Origin of the sequence: Paraburkholderia ginsengisoli NBRC 100965 (assembly GCF_000739735.1) — a bacterium.
In the GTDB taxonomy this organism is placed as follows: domain Bacteria; phylum Pseudomonadota; class Gammaproteobacteria; order Burkholderiales; family Burkholderiaceae; genus Paraburkholderia; species Paraburkholderia ginsengisoli.
The window spans coordinates 635,244-655,556 of record NZ_BBJF01000005.1 but is presented as its reverse complement, the minus strand read 5'-3'; the positions used below and the strand labels follow the sequence as shown (position 1 = coordinate 655,556).

At 65.2% G+C, this 20,313-nt stretch carries 16 protein-coding genes; 12 read left to right on the top strand and 4 right to left on the bottom strand.

Translation table 11 applies throughout. The annotated features are described in order from the left end of the window. The first annotated feature begins 532 nt into the window (after window positions 1–532). Window positions 533–1,417 carry an endonuclease/exonuclease/phosphatase family protein gene (locus BGI01S_RS12135; protein WP_042325573.1) on the top strand — a complete coding sequence of 295 codons (885 nt, stop codon included), beginning with the start codon at window positions 533–535 and terminating at the stop codon, window positions 1,415–1,417. 14 nt (window positions 1,418–1,431) lie between these two features. Here BGI01S_RS12135 and BGI01S_RS12130 read toward each other — a convergent pair whose 3' ends face one another. Together BGI01S_RS12130 and BGI01S_RS12125 are read right to left on the bottom strand one after the other, a co-directional pair. Next, window positions 1,432–2,100: a hypothetical protein gene (locus BGI01S_RS12130; protein WP_042325571.1), complete on the bottom strand. Its 669-nt coding sequence runs from the start codon at window positions 2,098–2,100 to the stop codon at window positions 1,432–1,434. Continuing rightward, window positions 2,097–3,503, bottom strand: a complete 1,407-nt coding sequence (locus BGI01S_RS12125) for a selenium-binding protein SBP56-related protein (RefSeq protein WP_042325569.1) — start codon at window positions 3,501–3,503, stop codon at window positions 2,097–2,099. The genes BGI01S_RS12130 and BGI01S_RS12125 overlap by 4 nt, the downstream gene beginning before the upstream one ends. 871 nt (window positions 3,504–4,374) lie before the next feature. On the opposite strand from BGI01S_RS12125, the gene BGI01S_RS12120 reads away from it, so the two are divergent. After that, window positions 4,375–5,835 (top strand): amino acid permease, encoded by a 1,461-nt coding sequence (locus tag BGI01S_RS12120; protein ID WP_042325567.1) that lies wholly within the window; start codon window positions 4,375–4,377, stop codon window positions 5,833–5,835. 139 nt (window positions 5,836–5,974) lie between these two features. Here the strand turns inward: BGI01S_RS12120 and BGI01S_RS12115 are convergent, their stop codons facing one another. Beyond that, window positions 5,975–6,952, bottom strand: coding sequence for a LysR family transcriptional regulator (locus BGI01S_RS12115; RefSeq protein ID WP_042325565.1), 978 nt, complete (start codon window positions 6,950–6,952; stop codon window positions 5,975–5,977). Between the two features lie 105 nt (window positions 6,953–7,057). Between BGI01S_RS12115 and BGI01S_RS12110 the strand changes: the two genes are divergently transcribed. The 5 genes from BGI01S_RS12110 to BGI01S_RS12090 are packed head-to-tail and all read left to right on the top strand — an operon-like array spanning window position 7,058 to window position 11,286. Next, window positions 7,058–8,077 carry an asparaginase gene (locus BGI01S_RS12110; RefSeq protein ID WP_042325564.1) on the top strand — a complete coding sequence of 340 codons (1,020 nt, stop codon included), beginning with the start codon at window positions 7,058–7,060 and terminating at the stop codon, window positions 8,075–8,077. Then, window positions 8,068–8,838: an amino acid ABC transporter ATP-binding protein gene (locus BGI01S_RS12105; RefSeq protein WP_408638621.1), complete on the top strand. Its 771-nt coding sequence runs from the start codon at window positions 8,068–8,070 to the stop codon at window positions 8,836–8,838. The genes BGI01S_RS12110 and BGI01S_RS12105 overlap by 10 nt, the downstream gene beginning before the upstream one ends. A 58-nt stretch (window positions 8,839–8,896) precedes the next feature. Beyond that, window positions 8,897–9,733: a glutamate ABC transporter substrate-binding protein gene (locus BGI01S_RS12100; protein WP_052400459.1), complete on the top strand. Its 837-nt coding sequence runs from the start codon at window positions 8,897–8,899 to the stop codon at window positions 9,731–9,733. Between the two features lie 15 nt (window positions 9,734–9,748). Further along, window positions 9,749–10,393 (top strand): amino acid ABC transporter permease, encoded by a 645-nt coding sequence (locus BGI01S_RS12095; protein WP_042325561.1) that lies wholly within the window; start codon window positions 9,749–9,751, stop codon window positions 10,391–10,393. After that, entirely contained in the window at window positions 10,390–11,286 is an 897-nt protein-coding gene (locus tag BGI01S_RS12090; RefSeq protein WP_042325558.1) for an amino acid ABC transporter permease, read from the top strand. Before BGI01S_RS12095 ends, BGI01S_RS12090 begins: the two co-directional genes overlap by 4 nt. 106 nt (window positions 11,287–11,392) lie before the next feature. Here the strand turns inward: BGI01S_RS12090 and BGI01S_RS12085 are convergent, their stop codons facing one another. Beyond that, window positions 11,393–12,193 carry an AraC family transcriptional regulator gene (locus BGI01S_RS12085; protein ID WP_052400458.1) on the bottom strand — a complete coding sequence of 267 codons (801 nt, stop codon included), beginning with the start codon at window positions 12,191–12,193 and terminating at the stop codon, window positions 11,393–11,395. Between the two features lie 258 nt (window positions 12,194–12,451). On the opposite strand from BGI01S_RS12085, the gene BGI01S_RS12080 reads away from it, so the two are divergent. The 5 genes from BGI01S_RS12080 to BGI01S_RS12060 are packed head-to-tail and all read left to right on the top strand — an operon-like array spanning window position 12,452 to window position 20,300. Next, window positions 12,452–14,659 (top strand): TonB-dependent siderophore receptor, encoded by a 2,208-nt coding sequence (locus tag BGI01S_RS12080; RefSeq protein WP_042325556.1) that lies wholly within the window; start codon window positions 12,452–12,454, stop codon window positions 14,657–14,659. Between the two features lie 31 nt (window positions 14,660–14,690). Next, a complete protein-coding gene (locus tag BGI01S_RS12075) occupies window positions 14,691–15,557 on the top strand; it encodes an ATP-binding cassette domain-containing protein (RefSeq protein ID WP_232624478.1) in 867 nt (288 codons plus the stop codon). A 1-nt stretch (window position 15,558) separates the two neighbouring features. Next, window positions 15,559–16,533: an ABC transporter substrate-binding protein gene (locus tag BGI01S_RS12070; RefSeq protein ID WP_052400457.1), complete on the top strand. Its 975-nt coding sequence runs from the start codon at window positions 15,559–15,561 to the stop codon at window positions 16,531–16,533. Next, window positions 16,530–18,560 (top strand): Fe(3+)-hydroxamate ABC transporter permease FhuB, encoded by a 2,031-nt coding sequence (gene fhuB, locus BGI01S_RS12065; RefSeq protein WP_084585343.1) that lies wholly within the window; start codon window positions 16,530–16,532, stop codon window positions 18,558–18,560. Before BGI01S_RS12070 ends, fhuB begins: the two co-directional genes overlap by 4 nt. Before the next feature lie 48 nt (window positions 18,561–18,608). Then, window positions 18,609–20,300: a cyclic peptide export ABC transporter gene (locus tag BGI01S_RS12060; protein WP_042325555.1), complete on the top strand. Its 1,692-nt coding sequence runs from the start codon at window positions 18,609–18,611 to the stop codon at window positions 20,298–20,300. Window positions 20,301–20,313: the final 13 nt, after the last annotated feature.

Sequence of the window (20,313 nt, the reverse complement as noted above, 5' to 3'; positions counted from 1 at the left end):
GTGTCTCCTTGGCTTCTTATGGGTCGAGCATTTCAGCGACGGAGCGCGGCATTCATCCACACGGCGAATGGCGTGGAAAGGCAGGATGGCGCAGCCCTCTCAAACAACAAAAGCCTACGATTTCAAACCGTTGATTGCTTTGTCAGGATGGGTCGGCTGCGCAGAGCGGGAAAGAGACGAGGCACTTGTCCCCATAAGGCCGGCTCGCTTAAGGGTAGGCGATGCGGGGGAGTTTTTCTAGACTCACGATGAGCTTTTATCGCGCCTCGTGCGCGGCGCGATACGTATGACGGTTTTTGCATGGTCGAAGTGCGCACGTGTGTGAAGCACGCGGGTGGCGTTTCCGTGCACCGACAAAAGCCCGGTGTCGCGCGTCGCATTCGCGGACTATCACGCTGTGATTCAATTGGGCCGGTGACGCGGCACGCCGGTGGCCGATACGCATTCGAAGCACTTCAGCATCGTCAACGAGCTGGGCGAACCCTGGCGCCGATCGGAAACGATCGAGGCGGCTTTCTCAAGGAGATCCGCGATGAAACTGGTCGACTGGAACATTCAGTGGGGTTGCGGCGTGGACGGCCGCGTCGAGCTTGACCGGATCGTGCGCGAGGCGCATGCGTTGTGCGACTTCGACGTTCTCTGTCTGCAGGAAGTCACGCGCGGTTTCAATGAAGCGCCGGAAGACGGGGGACTGAAAGGCGGTCCGTCGTTCGATCAGTTCGCGGAACTGGCGACCCTGCTGCCGGAGATGACGGTGATCGAAGCGATCGGCTCGGACCTGCCCTCTCTGCGTTCGTCGAGCAGGAGCGGCTCGCACCGTCGCCAGTTCGGCAACGCCATCGTCACCCGCTGGCCCGTGCGCCAGGTGTTTCGACATTCGCTGCCGTGGCCGGCCGATCCGGCGAAGCCGTCGATGCAGCGTGTCGCGCTCGAAGCGTTGCTCGACACCGACATCGGTCCGCTACGCGTGATCAGCACGCACCTGGAGTTCTATTCGGACAGGCAGCGGCTCGCGCAGGTCGAGCGACTGCGCGACTTGCATCGGGAAGCCTGCGATCATGCGCGCCATCCCGCGCGAGCCGAAAAGCCCGATAGTCCATTCGCCGACACGGATCGCCCAATGAGCGCCGTACTGTGCGGCGACTTCAACAGCGCGTTCGAAGACACAGCCTGGTGCCGGATGCTTGAGCCGATTGCCGACGCGCCGGCTTTCGTCGATGCATGGTCCTGCGCACATCCCGGCGAAGCGCGTGCAGCGACGGTCGGTCTGTACGATCACGAGCAATGGCCCGACGGCCCCTTCGCCTGCGATTTCGTTTTCGTCACGGAAGACCTCGCGCCGCGTATTGCGATGTGCGAAGTGGACCCGCAGAGCCGCGCGTCGGATCATCAACCCATGTGGCTGGAATTGCGCTGAACACGCTGGCAGTCTCAATGAATCCCGGCGTTCGTCAACGCGATCGCCCCCACTACGATGAGGCTCGACGCCCAGAGCGCATCCAGATTGAACCAGCTGCGCGACACGAACTTCAGCCCCAGGTAGCGATAGACCAGCCAGGCCAGCAACCCGCCCGCAGCCAGCATCGCCGCGCCATGCACCGCCGACACCAGCAACGCCATTCGCAGACTGTCATCGATCAGCGTCTGCGCCGCGCGATGCGCGTGATCCATCCCGTAAGAGCGGCACAGCCCGAGGTAGATCGGCACGAGCATCAAGCCCGCGCCGTGGGCGATCGCAATGGCGAACGACCACAGCGCGAGCCGGGTCGGCGGAATCCGCGCGAGGATGCGCGGGTGGCGTCTGCGGATCAGCAGACAGGCGCCGAACGCGATCACCAGCAAGCTCGCGCCGACCTGGATCGCGCGCTGCCATTCGAGCAGGATCGCCAGCATCGCGAACGGCAGCATCACGACGAACATCGCCAGCACGTGGCCGGCGGCGAGATAGAGCAGCGCGGCAAACAGCGCCCGCGCGCGCCGCTGCAGCAATCCGTTCGAGACGGCGAGCGGCCAACCCATCGCCGGGTTGAGCCCGTGATAAAGACCGCTCGCGAGAATCGCCAGCCACAGCCCGAGCCGCGGCCAACCCTCCGCGGTCAAAGGCCCACCGATGGGTAGCAGAACGAATCGGTCGAGCAATCCCCTCCTTCGAGCCGGATCTGGTGGGCCCGATAACCGTCGGGGAAGCTCACCCAGTAATCGTCGGCGAGCGCGAGGCCGCCGTTGGGTTCGGCGCGCGCCATGACCTGCGCCGCCGGTACGCCGGCCGGATAGAACTGGTTGTCCCACGTCGAATAGAGCGAGTTGGTCCAGTAGACGCGTTTGCCATCGCGGCTGATCTCGACCATCTGCGGGCCGCCCGCGAAAGTTTGCCCGTTCGGATGCGGCGTGCGCCGCACAATCCCGCCGATATGCACCGAGCCCGCCAGCTTCGGCTTGCGCGGCTCCGTTACGTCGTACTGGCGCATCTCGCCGGTGCCCCAGCACGCGACGTAGAGGAATTTGTCGTCGAGCGAAAGATCGATGTCCGTGACGAGCGGCGGCACCGCGCCGAATCCCTGCAGCAACGGCGGCAGCAACTCGGCAGCGGCGGGCTCGGGCGGGATGGTCGCCGTCTTCTCGATGTGGAACTGTCCGTCCTCGCGCCACCAGGTCCAGATCGACCCTTCGAGGTTGGTCGTGTCGACCACCACGCCGATGAAGCCGTACTCGCGGCTCGGATCGTGCGCGGGCCGCACTTCGAGTGCCATCTGGTGATTGGCGCCGAGGTCGATGGTCTGTACGTTGCGCCTTCCCCGCAGGTCCCAGAAATGGATGCGGTGTCCGTATTGGTTCGACAGCAGGTCCTCGGGCACGATGCCGTTTTCGAATTGTGGTGGCAACGCCCACTCGCTCGACACCATGTAATCGCGCGGCAGATTCCACCAGAAATCGTAGTGCTTCTCCTGGATGCCACGGTCGATCTCCCAGCGGCCGAGCACGTCGAACGTTTCGCAGTCCATGATGAAGATACCCGGCGGCCCATCGGTGCCGTCCTTGCCGCCGCCGCCCAGCGTGCTGATATAAATGCCTTCCGGGCCGCAATGGACGGTGTGCGGTCGCGAGTAACCGGTTTTGCGGAAGATCTCCTCGGGCTCGATGATCTTGTGAATGCGCGCCTGAGTCGGATGGGGCTTGGTGTCGACGATGTAGATGCGCGACGAACGCATGCCGGGAATGATCAGGTAGCGTCGTTCGAGAAACGCATGGCCGGTCAACGGCGACAGCGCGGACGAGCACGCATTCCAGCCGAAGTGATGGAACTCGTCGCCCTTGTACGGCACCGGCACCGTATGCACCACCTGGCTATAGGTCGGCGAGCCGGGCTTCACGTCGATCACCGCGAGCGCGTCGGGCTGCGAGAAATCGGGGCTAAGCAGCAGCGTGTACGCATAGTCTTCGGGCGGCGCATCCATCGCGAGTTTCGGCGACGCGTGGAACGTTGAATCTGGGCGCATACCCATGGCGGGGGTCTCCTTCTCTCTGGTCCGGTCGCAAGATTGCGGATCTTCATCGGGTCGCGTCGACGCCGCCCGGCTGGCGGCAAACGGCGCATGCCGGCGAATGCGTGGTTTTGACTGCGCGCGGCAGGGTCGGCCGGGACGACCGGGACGACCCATACCCATCGCGAGCCTGGCGATCTTCTCGCTGCTGCGCGGCCGTCTTCTCACATCTCGCGTCTGCCATTGCGTCGATTCCGGCGCCCGTTGCCCGCGCAGAGCCGCGCTCAGCCTTAGATTTGTAGTCCACGGCCGCGGCGAGATCAACTGAAAGTTGTGGGCCGCCAGCATGGCACAGGTGGGTGGGCGCGCCGCCTCGCACTTTGCATCCGATGCACGTTTCAACGCGAAATCAAAATCGTTTTTTGCGCATGACCTCGCGTCCTGTCGCTTGCGCCTCGGCACAGGGCTGGGCAGTCGCGTCAGGAAATAGACGCCGCAAGTATCGAACATCGTCAATCAATCCATCACGCGTCGGCGGCTTGCCGCACGAGGCACGAATGTCCCGCTATCGATATTCGTCATTCGCATTGCGCGAACAGACCGCGGATTGAACCGTTACCAGTTGCCTCGCCAATTCGCGCTTCGCGAGAAATCGATCCGCCGCGCCGTAAAGAATCGCGGCAAAATTCCGCGCCTATCAGGCGATAAAACCGCGAGAAATCCGCTTCGAAAAATACTCACATTTGTATTTAATCCGGAATACACTAAATTTAGCCTTCCCTCCACCTTACCCACGCCAGTCTTCGCTGACAGATGCTTTTGCCGTGCTCCCGCGAGCCGAAGCAAGCCGAGTCGGTTCGTACCCAAATACCATTGAACGGGACGACTCATCATGGCTGATACGAGCTACATGGCACGGAAATCCGTCGCCGATATCGTGGGTAGCGCCGATGCGCACGGCACTCACTCGCTATCGAAAACGCTTGGCGCGACCAGCATCACCGCGATGGGCATCGGCGCGATCATCGGCGCTGGCATCTTCGTGCTGACCGGCACGGCCGCCGCGCAGTTCGCGGGGCCCGGCATCATGCTGTCGTTCGTACTCGGCGGCATCGCGTGCGCGTTCGTCGGCCTGTGCTATTCGGAACTGGCGGCGATGCTGCCGGTGTGCGGCAGCAGCTACACGTACACCTACGCGACGCTGGGCGAAATCTTCGCGTGGATCATCGGCTGGGACCTGATTCTCGAATACGCGATGGGCGCGGCGACCGTCGCGGTCGGCTGGTCCGGTTATATCGTGAGCCTGCTGCATAACGTGGGCATCAACATCCCGCCCGCACTCGCTACCGCGCCCGGCACCGTCATCAAGCTCGCCGACGGCACTACCGCGACCGGCCTCGTCAATCTGCCGGCGATCGTCATCGTGGCGATTCTCACGACGTTGCTGGTGCTCGGCACCAAGGAATCCGCGCGGCTGAACAACGTCATGGTCGCGGTCAAGCTGGTCGTAGTGGTGGCCTTCATCGCGCTCGGCGCATTTTTCATCAAGCCCGAGAACTGGCATCCGTTCATCCCGGCTAATACCGGCGAGTTCGGCAACTTCGGCATGAGCGGGATCTTGCGCGGCTCGGCCGTGGTGTTCTTCGCGTTCATCGGTTTCGATGCGGTGTCCACCGCCGCGCAGGAAGCGAAGCGGCCGCAGCGCGACATGCCGATCGGCATTCTCGGCTCGCTGGTGATCTGCACGGTGCTGTACATCCTCGTTGCGGGCGTGCTCACCGGGCTCGTGCCCTACGCCGAACTGAACGTGCCCGATCCGATCGCCAAGGGCGTCGACGCGATCGGCCTGAACTGGTTCTCGATCCTGATCAAGATCGGTGCGCTGACGGGACTGACCACCGTGATCCTCGTGCTGCTATACGGGCAGAGCCGCATCTTCTTCACGATGTCGCAGGACGGACTGCTGCCGCCGTTGTTCGCGCGGGTGCATCCGCGTCTGCAGACGCCGCATCTGAGCCAGATCCTGATCGGGACGATTGTCGCGATCGTGGCGGCGCTGACGCCGATCGGCGTGCTTGGCGAAATGGTCAGCATCGGTACGTTGTTCGCGTTCATCCTCGTGTGCGGCGCGGTGATCTATCTGCGCCGCAGCGATTCGAACGCGATGCGCCCGTTCCGCGTGCCGGGCGTGCCGGTGGTGCCGGTGCTGGGCATCCTGTTCTGCCTGCTGCTGATGGTGGGACTGCCGCGCGTCACGTGGGGGCGGCTCGTCGTGTGGCTGGTGATCGGGATGGTGATCTATCTGTCGTACGGACGGAATCATTCGAAGCTGCGCTTTCCGGAACGTCACTGAGCGGCGGATGGCGAGCGCTCCGCTTGCCCCGCATCACGAACGACGAGCGTGAATCGCCGCGAGTGCGCGCCCCTCACAGGGCGCGCGTTCGTGGCACGCCAGGTTGCAGCGGCCGCAAGCGCCGGCCACGCGAGTCACGTCAAGCGCCATCCACTAACGACGGCACCCGCAGCCGCTCGGGCAATTCACCGATCCCCTTCAGCCGCTCCGCCATGAACTCGCGCAGCACGCGCACCTTGGTCGAAAAGCGCCGGTTCGGCAGATAGGCCATATAAATCTGCCGGCCGGTCAGCGCGTTTTCGAGCCGGTAGTCCGGCAACGCAATTTCCAGCTCGCCGCTCACCAGCAGATCGCGGATCAGCCAGATCTCGAACTCGGCGATCCCGAGCCCCGCGCGCGTCGCCTCCAGCAGCAGTTCGGAATGGTCCGATTGCAGATTGCCCATCGGCATCACCCAGCGCACCGTCTTGCCGTCCGACAGATGCCAGCGCGGATCACCTTCCGGATGCAGATAGCGCAGGCAGTTGTGCTGCGCGAGGTCGGCGGGCGTGCGCGGCCGACCGCGTCGCGCGAAATACGCCGGCGACGCGCACAGAATGCTGTCGTTGCGCGAGATCGGCTGCACGATCAGGTTGTCGAGGTAATTCTCGCCTTCGTGGATGTCGAGGTCGAAGCCGCCCATCACCATGTCGTTGTGGTTGTCGGTCAGGCGCAGGTCGAGCTGCACGGCGGGGTACAGCTCAAGGAACGGCGCGACCAGCGGCGCCAGATAGCGGCGCCCGAACGCGACCGGGGCGGTCAGCTTCAGCGGGCCGCTCGGCGCGGCGTCCAGCTCGGCGACCACGCGCAGCGTGTCGTCGAGGTCCGCGATCATCGACACCGCGCGCGCGTGATACAACGTCCCCGCTTCGGTCAGCGCGACGTGATGAGTCGAGCGATGCAGCAGCGGCACGCCCAGCATCTCCTCCAGCGCGGTGATCTTGCGCGCGATCGTGGACGTCGCGACCTTCAGCTCGCGCGCCGCCGCCGAGAAACTCCCCAGTTCGACGATCCGCACCAGCGCGCGCATCGCGCCGAGATGATCCAGGCCAACATCCTTTGCTTTTTTCGAGGGCATGCTTACGTTGCGTCCAGTGCAAAACCATTTTCGAAATTACGTCTAAATGCTTTTTTTTGCAATAATTAAACTCGGCTTTATCGTTCCACCCCAGAAAGAAATGCAATGACCCTTCCTTCGCACGTCCCGCTCGTCGTCGCCACCCGTAACGCCCATGTGGAGCGGATTCACTGGGGATCGGTGGCGGTGGTCGATGCCACCGGCGCGCTGCTAGCCCACGCGGGCGATCCGCACGCGTGGGTGTTCTCCCGCTCGACGCTCAAGCCGTTCCAGGCGCTGCCGTTCGTGCGCGACGGCGGCCCGGACCAGTTCGGCTTCACCGACGCCGAACTGGCGCTCGCCTGCGCGAGCCACGGCGGCGAGAGCATGCACGTCGAGACGGTCACGTCGATGCTCGCGAAGATCGGCGCGGCGGAATCCGATCTGCGCTGCGGCGTGCACATGCCGGACCACTACAGCGAGAGCAATCTACCGCCGCGCGGCAGCGTGTTCGACCAGCGGCATCACAACTGCTCGGGCAAGCACGCCGGTTTTCTCGGTTATTGCTGCATGCACGGCTATGCGCGCGAGAACTACCTGGCGCGCCATCATGCACTACAGCGGGAGATCGGCCGGGAAGTTGCGCGCCTGTCCGGGATCGCGGACACCGAGCTGTGGTACGGAATCGACGGTTGCAGCGCACCGAACATCGGCATGCCGCTGTCGCGCCTCGCGATGATGTGGGGCAAGCTGGCGAGCGGCGAATCCGGCGCGGGCGCCAGCGCCGATGCGGCGCTCAGGCGCATCTTCTCGGCGATGGCCGCGCATCCGAAGATGGTGTCGGGCACCGGCCGCTGCGATCTCGCGCTGGCCGAGGCGTCGGGCGGCGACTGGGTCGCGAAGGTCGGCGCCGACGGCGTGCACACGATCGGCGTGCGCAGCAGCGGCATCGGCGTCGCGGTGAAGATGGCCGACGGCGACTTCAGCGCGGTCTACGCGACGACCATCGCCGTGCTGCAGCAGCTCGGCCTGCCGCTCGCGATCGAGGGCACGTCGCTCGCGAAGTGGGCAAACCCGGTGCTGCGCAACGTGCGCGGCATCGAGGTCGGGCAACTCAAGGCCATGGTGGAACTGACATGGGCATGAACGACAGCGCGCAGCTCGGTTCGGCCGCGCCGCTGGTTTCGCTGCGCGGCGTGAACAAATCGTTCGGTGCGCAGCAGGTGCTGTTCGACGTCGACCTCGACGTCGCGCCCGGCGAGGTGGTCGTCGTGATCGGGCCGTCGGGTTCGGGCAAATCGACGTTGTGCCGCTGCATCAACCGGCTGGAGACGATCGACTCCGGCGAAATCCGCCTCGCCGGAGAGCGTCTGCCCGAAGAAGGCCGCGCGCTCGCGGCGATGCGCGCGCAGATCGGCATGGTGTTCCAGTCGTTCAACCTGTTTTCGCACCGCACGGTTTTGCAGAATGTCGCGATGGGTCCGCGCAAGGTGCTGCGCCAGTCGCGCGCCGAAGCCGAGGCGGAAGCGCGCCGGCTGCTCGCGCGAGTCGGCCTCGCGCACAAGGCCGACGCGGTGCCGGCCGAGCTGTCGGGCGGGCAGCAGCAACGCGTCGCCCTCGCCCGCGCGCTCGCGATGAAACCGAAGGTGATGCTGTTCGACGAACCGACGTCGGCGCTCGACCCCGAGATGGTCAGCGAGGTGCTGGCCGTGATGCTCGAACTCGCGCAAAGCGGGATGACGATGGTCGTCGTCACACACGAAATGGGCTTCGCGCGCCAGGCCGCGGACCGGATCGTGTTCATGGATGGCGGGCGCATCGTCGAAACGGCCGAGCCGGAAGCGTTCTTTCAGGCACCCAGATCAGAACGCGCGCGCGATTTTCTGTCCAGAATTCTGCAGCATTGATTTTTATCGACTGAATCGACAGGGCCAACCTGTCTCGTATAACGAAGGAGATAGCAACATGGGTTTCAAATCGTTTGCCGTCATGGCGTCGTGTGTGGCCGGAACGCTCGTCGCGGCCATCGCGCCCGCCCACGCCGACACCTTCCCCGCCGATTCGACGATGGCGAAGATCCAGAAGAAAGGCAAGCTGGTGGTCGGCACGTCGCTGAACACGCTGATGTTCTCGGTGCGCAACCCGATGACCGGCCAGACCGAGGGCTTCGAGGGCGACCTCGCGCGCCTGCTGGCGAAGAAGCTGACCGGCTCGGCGGACAACGTCGAATGGGTCAAGACGACTACGGAAAACCGCCTGCCGTTCGTGCAGAACGGCCGCGTCGATGTGGTGATCGCGACGCTGACCATCAACGACGCGCGCAAGAAAGTGATCGGCTTCGCCGGTCCTTACTACATCGCGGGCCAGGACATTCTCACGCGCCGCGCCGACACGTCGATCCACGGCGTGACGGATCTGGCCGGCAAGACCGCCTGCGTGCTGAACGGCACGACGGTCGAAGACAACGTGAAGAAGCTCGTGCCGCAAGCGAAGTTCGTCACGTTCAACGACACGTCTGCGTGCGTCGAGGGCGTCGCCGATGGCCGCTTCGACGCGTACGTCGACGACGGTGCGACGCTCGCCGGCGAGGCGCTGCGCCAGCCGAACAAGTTCCGCATCGTCGGCAAGCCGTTCACGCAGGAGCCGTACGGCATGGGCGTCGCAAAGGACGACGCGGTGTTCCGTCAATGGATCGACACGCAGCTCGCGGAATCGATCAAGGACGGCACCTGGAACAAGCTGTACGCGAAGAATCTGGAAGGCACGCTCGGCAAGCCGCAAGTGCCAACGATCGCACGCTGATCCGTTTCTAGCCAGATGACTTCCCTGCTTCCGTTTGCGTGGCGCTTCATCGAAGCGATGGGCGTCACGATCGAACTGACCGCGCTGTCCTTCGCGATGGCGTTCGCGCTCGGCATCGCGCTGACCGTGATGGCCGTGGGTCCGCTCGCGCCGTTGCGGTGGTTCGCCGCGACGTACGTCGAAATCATGCGTATGACGCCGCTGCTCGCGCTGCTGTTGCTCTTCGTGTTCGGCCTGCCGAAGCTCGGCTTCATGTATTCGCTGACGGCGTCGTCGGTGCTCGTGCTCGGCTTCTACACGGCGGCGTGGGTGGCCGAGGTGCTCAAGGCGGGCGTCAACGCGGTGCCCGCCGGCCAGGTCGAAGCCGCACGCAGCATGGGCATGACGTTCACGCAGGTGCTGTCGAACGTGGTGATCCCGCAGGCGATGCGCACGGTCATTCCGCCGCTCGGCAACCTGTTCGTGAATCAGATCAAGGCTTCGTCGATCGCGGCGGCAATCGGCGTGTTCGACATCACCTACACGGCGCAGCGGATCAACTTCGAAACCGCGCAGGCCGTGCCGACCTTTGCGAGCGCGATGCTCGCGTACATGGCGCTGACGATTCCGCTCGGCCTGCTGATGCGGCGGCTCGAACAGAAAATGGCGGTGGCGCGATGAGCCGGACCAACACACTCTACGAAGCGCCGGGCCCGGTGGGTCGGATGCGCCAGCGCATCGTGTCGGTGCTGAGCGCGCTGGCCGTGTGCGGGTTGCTCGTCGCGATCGGCATGCGCCTCGAAGCGAGCGGTCAGTTCGAAGCAGACAAGTGGGCGATCTTCTTTCATTGGGGCACCGCGAAGTTTCTGTTCGACGGACTCGTGTCGACGATCATGGCGGCAGCCTGCGCGGCGCTGGTTGCGTTCGCGATGGCGTTTCCGCTCGCGCTCTGGCGCCTGTCGAAGCGACCTTGGATCAGTCGGCTGGCCGGCGCGTACATCGAGTTTTTCCGCGCGATTCCGTTGCTGCTGCTGATCCTGTTCATGGTGATCGAGTTGCCCGCGCTCGGCTTCGACTGGCCGGCGCTGGGATTCCTCGTGTTCGCGATGGCGCTGCATCACTCGGCACTGACGGCCGAGGTCGTGCGCGCGGGCATTCTGTCGCTGCCGCGCGGACAGCGTGAAGCCGCGCTCGCGCTCGGCATGCGGCCAGCGCAGGCCATGCTGTATGTCGTGCTGCCGCAGGCGCTGCGCAGCATGTTGCCGGCGCTGATCAGTTCGGTGCTCGCGATCGTGCAGGATACGTCGCTCGGCTACGTGATCCCGTACGACGAGCTGCTGCACCGCTCTCAGGATGTGTCGAGCTATGCGCCGCAATCGCTGCTGCAGGCAGCGTTTATCGTCACGATGATGTATGGCGTGGTGAGCGCGGTGCTGCTGTATCTGAAGCGCTGGGTGATGCGCCGCCAGGGACGGGCGGTTGCGCGAAGCGCGGCCATGCGCGCGAGCCTGGCGACAGCCGAGGTGCCGGTGAAGATCGAAACTTCGGTCGCTGGGGGGAGTTTGAGAGAGTGAGGGTGGAGCGTCGGCGTGATGCCGCGCTTCGACGCTTCTGCTTTTACTCTCGACGCGTGCGCGTACACATGCTTGATCGGAGCGCCGCTCCGCGACGGACCACGTATCAAACCGCGAGCGGCTTGCGAAACTGCTGACGGAACTGCTGCGGCGTGCTTCCGAACGCGCGCCTGAACATCACGGTAAAGGTGCGCACGTCCGCATAACCAAGGTCCTGTGCGACCTGGCTCGCCGGATGGCCGATCGACAGTTTCGACATTGCCTCGGCAAGCCGCAACTGTTCACGCCACTGTCCAAAGCTCATGCCGGTCTCCTGGCGAAACAGGCGTGCGACCGTGCGCGAACTGGCGCCGACCCGGTCGGCCCACAACTCCAACGTGTCGTTACTGGCGGGCTGCGCGATCAGACTTTCGCAGATGCTGCGCAGCCTGGCGTTGGTCGGCAGCGTCAGGCGCGACACGTGCGCGCCGTCTTCCGCGTCCTGCAACAGACGCAGGATCAGCGGCACAATCAGCGCGGTGCGGCTCTCGCCGGCCTCGTCGGCGCCGGCATCGAACATCCCGAGGATCGATGCGCGCAACAGATCTCCCACCGCAATCACGCGACACTCCTGCTTCTGCGGCGGCAGTGAATCGGGCTCGATATACAGCGTGCGCATCGACACCTGCCCCACCATATGCAGCTCATGTTCGATCTGCGATCCGATCAGCAGCGCGTTGCCGGGCGTCAGCATCCACAGACCGAGCGGCGTGATCGCGCGCACGATGCCGCTGGTCGCGTAGACCAGTTGCGCGCGATGGTGGATGTGGGAAATTTCGTGCGTGCCGTCGACGTAGTCGATCGCCTGCGCGATCACGTCTCGGGCGGCAAAACGGTCGCCGAAGGTTTGCAACTTGGGTTTGCTCATGGCCGAATCAATTACCTGAATCGTAGTTCAATGCATCGAACCAGCCAACCTTGTCCATTTTTATGCCGAAGTTGTCCTGACTGACGACGCCCTCCCCGATTATAGTTGCACATGGCCGCGCTAGTGGTCATCTCGTCTGTCGCACCCCACCCGTTTTAAAGCGATTTTCATAGCCATCAAGAGCTAGCAAAACCAGCAGTCCGCAGTTTAGTAGTAATCATTCTCAATCTCATTTAACCGACAAACTGGGAAATTCACATGAGCACCGGGGTGCGCGGATCGACCGCGCTAAGCAATGCGTTGCTGTTCTGCCTATTGAGCGGAACATCGGCCGTTTATGCACAGACATCGAAGGACGACGCGGCCAAGGCCGCCGATCCGGCCAGCCTGCCTGCCGTCAAGGTGACCGGCACTCGCGAAAACTCGCGCACCGGTTCCGCCGACGGCTTCGTGCCCGTGACCGCTGTGACGGCGACCAAGACCGATACGCCGCTGATCGAGACGCCCCAGGCGGTGTCGGTGGTGACGAGCGACCAGATGACCGCGCAAGGCGCGCGCAGCGTCGCCGAAGCGCTTCGCTATACATCTAGCGTGCTCCCCGAACTGCAAGGCGGCTCGACGGCAGGCGCGCCCTATCTGTACAGCCGCGGCTTCACGCTCGAGCAGTTCCTCGACGGCACGCGCATGCCGAGCGACACCAGTTTCGGCTACGCGATCCCGAACTTCGATCCGTACGGACTCGAACGCATCGACGTGCTGCACGGCCCGTCGTCGGTGCTGTATGGGCAGGCGAACCCCGGCGGCATCGCGAATCTGGTCAGCAAGCGCCCTACCACCACGCCGATTCACGAGATCTTCGCAACGACCGGCAGCCATCGTCTGGCCGAATTCGGCTTCGATCTCGGCGGCGCACTGACCCAGGACGGCAAACTGTCGTACCGCGTGACCGGCCTCGCGTCCGATTCCCGTACCGAAGTCAACGACACCAAACAGTCGCGCGTGTTCATCGCACCGGCCGTCACGTGGAAGCCTGACGAAAACACCACGCTGACGATCCTCGCGAAATACCAGCGCGATCCGAATGTCGGTTACTACAACTATGTGCCGGCGAGCGGCAGCATTCTGGACAATCCGAACGGCAAGATTTCGAGCCATCTGAACGTCGGCGATCCGGATTTCGACCACCACACGCGCACCCAATATTCGCTCGGCTATGAGTTCGAACACCGCTTCAACCAGACGTGGACGGTGCGTCAGAACCTGCGCTACACGGTAGTCAGCGACGATCTGGCGAATGTATTCCCGTTCACCAACGGCTTCGCGCCGGGTTCGACCACCACGGTCAACCGCTACTCGTTCACCAACGACGAAACCGCGAAGTTCTTCACGGTCGACAACCAGGCGCAAGCCAAATTCTCGACCGGGCCGTTGAGCCATACGGTGCTGTTCGGCTTCGACTTCCAGCGCATCCTGTTCAACCAGACCGTGGGTTCGAACTTCGTCGAGCCGAGCCTGAACCTGTTCAATCCGGTCTATCTGCCGATCGCCGGCACGACCTCGACTTCCGACGACATGATCCGCATGAAGCAGTTCGGCCTCTACGCACAGGACCAGATCGCCTACGGCAAGTGGCGCTTCCTGATGGGCGTACGCCAGGACTGGGCGCAGCAGGAGGACAACAACCCGCTGCAAGGCTACAACTTCTCGCAATCGGAGCGCGCGTTCACATGGCGGACCGGCGTCGTGTATCTGTTCGACAATGGCATTGCGCCGTACGCGAGCTACTCGAAGTCGTTCCAGCCGCAACTCGGCTTGACCTTCGGCGGCTCGCCGCTGAAGCCGACCACGGCCGACCAGTATGAAATCGGCGTGAAGTATCAGCCGCCCGGCTTCAACAGTTTCATCACCGCATCGCTGTTCGATCTGACCGAGCGCAACGTGTCGAGCGCCGATCCCGACCCCGATCACTTCGGCTACAACGTGCAGATCGGCCAGATCCGCGCACGCGGGTTCGAACTCGAAGGCCAGGCGAGTCTGAACGACAACCTCAACCTCGTCGCGTCGTACACGTACCTGAACAGTGTGAATACCGAAAGCGCGCAGACCGCCACGACGCTATCGGGTACGACGGTGTCGCTGCAAAACCTGACGCCGTACGGCATTCCGCGTCACGTCGCGTCGGCGTGGCTCGACTACACGCTGCATGCGGGCACGTTCCGCGGTCTGGGCTTCGGCGGCGGCGTGCGCTACATCGGCGCCACTTACGACCAGACCAACACGCTGCACGTCGGCTCGCGGACATTGGTCGACGCGATGATCCACTACGACACCGGCACGCACTGGCTGTTCTCGCTGAACGGCAAGAACCTGTTCAACCGGACCTATGTAGCATCCTGCCAGAGCTATGGCATCTGTCACTTCGGTGACGGTGTGGAAGTGCTGGCCACGGCCCGCTATCGTTGGTAAGCGAACCGGCAAGCAAAGAGGAATGAGCGCGTTGATCGACATGACCCAGCAGCAACTCGAACAGCAACCCGAGCAGCAACCGGCGCGGCAGCCGCCTCACGACGAAGCCGCACCGGGGGCGCCTCGCGCGCTGTATCAACTCGACGGCGCCTCGTTCGAAGCCGGCGGCCGGGTCCTGTTGCAACCGCTCACGCTCGCGTTGCACGCGAGCCGCATGATCGCGCTGATCGGCCACAACGGTTCGGGCAAAAGCACCTTGCTCAAGCTGCTCGCGCATCAACAACGGCCGTCGCGCGGCACGGTGCAACTGCACGGCACCGATCTCGCCGCGTGGCCGGCCCGCGACTTCGCGCGCCAGGTCGCATACCTGCCGCAGAATCCGCCGACCGGCACCGGCATGACGGTGCGCGAACTGGTCGCGCTGGGCCGCTATCCATGGCACGGCGCGCTCGGTCGTCTGCGCGCAGCCGATCACGCGAAAATCGACGAAGCGCTGCAGCTCACCGACACCGCGCGCTTCGAAACGCAACTGGTCGATCATCTGTCCGGCGGCGAGCGCCAACGCGTTTGGCTCGCGATGCTGGTCGCGCAAGGCGCCGCGTGCCTGCTGCTCGACGAGCCGACGTCGGCGCTCGACATCGCGCATCAGATCGACGTGCTCCGGCTACTGCGTTCATTGACCGACAGCCACGCGCTGACGGTGGTGATCGTGCTGCACGACATCAATCTCGCCACGCGTTTCTGCGACGAACTGATCGCGCTGCATAGCGGCCGCCTGCTGACTCGCGGCACGCCCGACGACGTGATGCAAAGCGACGTGCTCGAATCGATCTACGGCATTCCGATGGATATCGTCGTGCATCCGCACAGCGGCAGCCGGCTCGGTGTGGCGCGCTGAGATGCGGCGACGTGACTTCCTCCGTTGCGCCGCGCTCGCGCCGCTTGCCGCGCTCTCCAGCGCGACCGCAGCCGCGCATGCCGCGCCATCCATTGGAATTGGAATCGGCCCTGTGCCGCGCCTCGTCGTGCTCGACTGGGGACTCGTCGAAACACTGCTGGCGCTCGGCGTGACGCCGGCGGGCGCAGCCGAGACCGGCGCGTATAACGACAGCGTGGTCGCCCCGCGCGTGCCCGCGCACGTGCCCGACGTGGGCTTGCGTCTCGCACCGAGCCTCGAACTGTTGCAGCAGCTCGCGCCCGATCTCATCCTGATCAATTCGAGCCAGGAGTCGCAGCGCGAGATGCTCGAACGCATCGCGCCTGTGCGCGCGTTTGCCGTGTACACCGACGCGGGCGAGCCCTATCGCCATTCGCAGGAGGTCACGCTGCAACTCGCGCGCTTGTGCGGCCGCGAGCGTGCCGGTCATGCGCTGATCGACGCGACCGACCGCGTGCTCGCCACGAGCCGCGCACGCATCGCCGCGCAACGCGCACGCGCGCAACCACCCAGCGCGCCGAGCCCGTTTTATCTGATCCGCTTTTTCGACGGCCGGCATATCGGCGTGTACGGCGCGCGCAGTCTCTTCCAGGAGGTGATGAACGCGCTTGATGTCGCCAATGCCTGGCACGGCCCGACCGACTATTGGGGCATCGGCGTGGCCGGGCTCGAAACACTCGCGGACACACCCGCCGCCGACCTGCTCTATTTCGAGCCGCTGCCGGTCGGTGTCGCGCGCACGCTGGCGTCGAACCGTTTGTGGCACGCGCTGCCCGCGGTCGCCGACGGACGCGTCGCCGCGCTACCGCCTTTCTGGGGCTTCGGCATGCTGCCGTCGGCGGCGCGCTTCGCCGATGCGTTGACCACGGCACTGACCACCGCGCGCACGCCCGACGAGGCGACACCCGCCGCCGCGCAAACGCAAACCCGCCGATGAACCTCGCCCGCCTCGCCACCCAGCTACTCACACGGCACGCGGCGCTTCGCGCGTGGCTGCCCGCCGCGCTCGGCCTGCTCGCGCTGGCCGGCGCCGTCGCGCTGAGCGTCCAGAGCCTGTCGACGATTCTGCCGCCGCCGCTGTGGTGGCGCGCGTTGTGGTCGCCCGATACGCATGACATCCGGCAGATCATCGTCCACGACAGCTGGTTGCCGCGTCTCGCGATCAGCTGGCTGTGCGGTGCGCTGCTCGGCCTCGCCGGCACGATCTTCCAGCAGGTCCTGCGCAATCCGCTCGCCGAACCGATGACGCTCGGTGTCTCCGCCGGCGCGCAACTCGCGCTGAGCGTCGCGACGATGTGGGCGCCCGCGCTGCTCGGCGTCGCCGGTCAGTGGCTCGCGCTCGGCGGCGCCCTGCTCGCCGCGCTGATCGTGTTCGGCCTCGCGTGGCGCGGCGGACTTGCGCCGGTCACGGTGGCAGTGGCGGGGCTCGTCGTCACGCTGTATTGCGGCTCGATCGGCGTCGCGCTGCAACTGTTCTACGCGCCGTACCTGCGCGGCATGTTCATCTGGGGCGGCGGCTCGCTGGTCCAGCAGGACTGGAGCAACGTGATGATGCTCGCGTCGCGGCTCATCGCCGGCGGTCTGTGCGCGTTCGTGCTGCTACGCCCGATGACCCTGTTCGGTCTCGACGACGTCAACGCCCGCGGCCTCGGCCTGTCGCTGCGTCGCATGCGGCTCGCCGCGCTCGCGCTCGCGGTGGTGCTGAGCGCGGCGGTAGTCAGCGCGGTCGGCGTGATCGGCTTCGTCGGTCTTGCGGCGCCCGCGCTCGCGCAGATGGCAGGCGCGCGCCGCCTGTCGCAGCGACTGGTCATCGCGCCGTTGTGCGGCGCGCTGACCCTCTGGCTCACCGACCAGGCGGTGCAGCGGTTGTCCGGCGCAATGGGCGACCTGATTCCGACCGGCGCGGCCACCGCGCTGTTCGGCGCGCCGTTGATGCTGATGCTGCTCGCGCGCATGCATCGCGCGTCGCGGCTGCCGGCCGATCACAACGATGCCCGTCATCAACCGGTTGGCGTCGCTGCGTTGCGCGGGCGCTTCATCGGTATCGCGCTGCTGACGCTCGCAGCGTTCGCGCTCGCGCTCGATTTCGGCCACGGCCCGCAAGGCTGGCACTTCAGCAGTCTCGACGAGTTCTCCCGCGTGGCGATCTGGCGCGCGCCGCGTGCGCTCGCCGCGCTCGCCGCCGGCGCGATGCTCGCGGTGGCCGGCACGCTGATGCAGCGCGTGACCGGCAATCCGCTCGCCAGCCCCGAAGTGCTCGGCGTCAGCGCGGGCGCGGCGCTCGGTCTGATCGCGCTGGTGATCGGCCGCGGCGACGCGGGACACGTCGCGCGCATCGCGGCGAGCGCGGCCGGCGCACTGGCCGCGCTGCTCGCGATTCTCTGGTTCTCGCAGCGTTCGCGCTTCGCGCCGGATCGCGTGCTGCTGGCGGGCATCGCGATCGGTGCGCTCTTCCAGGCGGTGGTTGCGGTAGCGATCGCGAGCGGCGGCGAACGCGCGGCGACCCTGCTGCAATGGCTCGCCGGTTCGACCTACACGATCACGCCTACCGACGCGGTTCTCGCGCTCGTGCTGTGCATCGTGCTGTGCGCGTTGACGCCTTTGTGCAACCGCTGGCTGCAGATCCTGCCGCTCGGCGAAGCGTCGGCGCGCGCGCTCGGCGTATCGACGCGCGGCGCGCGCCTCGCGCTGCTGTTGCTGATCGCGTTGCTGACCGCTGCCGCGACGCTGGTGGTCGGGCCGCTGTCGTTCGTCGGCCTGACCGCGCCGCATTTCGCGCGGCTGCTCGGCGCGCGGCGGCCGTTGCAGCAGGTGTTGCTGGCCGCGCCGATCGGCGCGCTGACGATCGTCGTCGCCGACTGGCTCGGCCGCGCGTTGCTGATGCCGCGCGAACTGCCGGCCGGCCTCGTCGCGACGCTGATCGGCGCGCCGTATCTGATGTGGCTGCTCGGCCGCCGTCGCTAGTCTCGCCCGCCCCCCTTACATAAGAACCCGCACCCCAGGAGAAACACGATGTTTGCGGAATTGCTCAGATTGCTCAAGCGACTCTGGCCGATCACCGTGCTCGCGACCACGATGGGCGCAGCCAGCGGCATCGCCACCGCTGCGCTGCTGGCGGTCACGAATCGCGCGCTGCATGAAGGCGCGGCCGCCTTGCCGACCCTGCTGTGGAGCTTCGCCGGTCTGTGCGTGCTGGTGCTCGCGGGCGAGATCATCTCGGACATCGGCAACAACCTCGTCGGCCAGCGCGTGATCGCGATGCTGCGCAAGAATCTGTGCGAGAAGATCATCGCCGCGCCGATCGGCCAGATCGAACAGTTCCGCACGCACAAGCTGATCACCGCACTGAATCAGGACATCGACACCATTAGTTCGTTTTCCTTCATGTTTTCGAGCCTCGCGATCGCCACCGCGACCATCGTCGGCTGCCTCGCGTATCTGTGCGTGCTGTCGCCGCTGATGCTGGCGATCGCGCTGGTCGCCATCGCGCTCGGCTCGATCGTACAGACGCTCGCGCGACGCATCGGGATTCGTCGCTTCGGCGCCGCGCGCGAAGCGGAAGACCGTTTGCAGAAGCACTACCGTTCGATCACCGACGGCGCGAAGGAACTGCGTCTGAACGGACAGCGCCGCCATTTCGTCTACGAACATGAACTGTCCGGGACCATCGACGCGATCTTCCGGCTGCGCGTGCGCGCCGCGAACGTGTTCGTCAGCGCGAATGCGTTCGGCTCGCTGCTGTTTTTCGTCGTGGTCGGGTTGATCCTCACGTTGCAGGCGCGCTCGGCCGGCGCGGACCGCGCGGTGATGACCGGCTTCGTGCTCGTGCTGCTGTACATGAAAGGACCGATCCAGGAGATCGTCAGCGCATTGCCGTCGATCGGCCGCGCACAGGTTGCGTTCGCGCGCATCGCCGAATTGTCCGCGCGTTTCTCGACCCGCGAGCCGTCGCTCGTCGCCGTGCATGGCGACACGGCGCCCGCGCCGCTCGCCGACGTGTTCGACACGATCGCGCTGGCCGACGTGCAGTACCGCTTCGCGAAGCCGCAGGACGAGCGCGACGCGCCGGTGCAAGGCAGCGGCGGCTTCGCGCTCGGACCGCTCAGCCTGACGATCGAACGCGGCGAGACGCTGTTCATCGTCGGCGAAAACGGCTGCGGCAAGACCACGCTGATCAAGCTGCTGCTCGGGCTGTATCGGCCGGAGACGGGTGAACTTCTGCTGAACGGCGAGCCGGTGCGCGACGAGCAACTCGACGACTACCGCCAGTTGTTCTCCGCAGTGTTCTCCGACTACTACCTGTTCGACACGCTGATTCCCGGCGAAGCGACGCTGAGTGTCGAAGCGCAGCAGTACCTGGAGCGGCTCGACATCGCGCATAAGGTGTCGATTCGCGATGCCGCGTTCACGACCACCGATCTGTCGACCGGCCAACGCAAACGGCTCGCGCTGGTGCACGCCTATCTCGAACGGCGTCCGGTGATGGTGCTCGACGAATGGGCCGCCGACCAGGACCCGACGTTCCGGCGTATCTTCTACACCGAGATCCTTCCGGATCTGAAGCGCCAGGGCAAGACGCTGATCGTGATCTCGCACGACGACCGCTACTTCAGCGCGGCGGACCGTTATATCCGGCTCGAAGACGGCCGCATCGTCGAAGAGGTACGGCCGCAGCGAGTGCCGGTGAGCGCGAGCACGTCGTAACACGCGGCGCTCG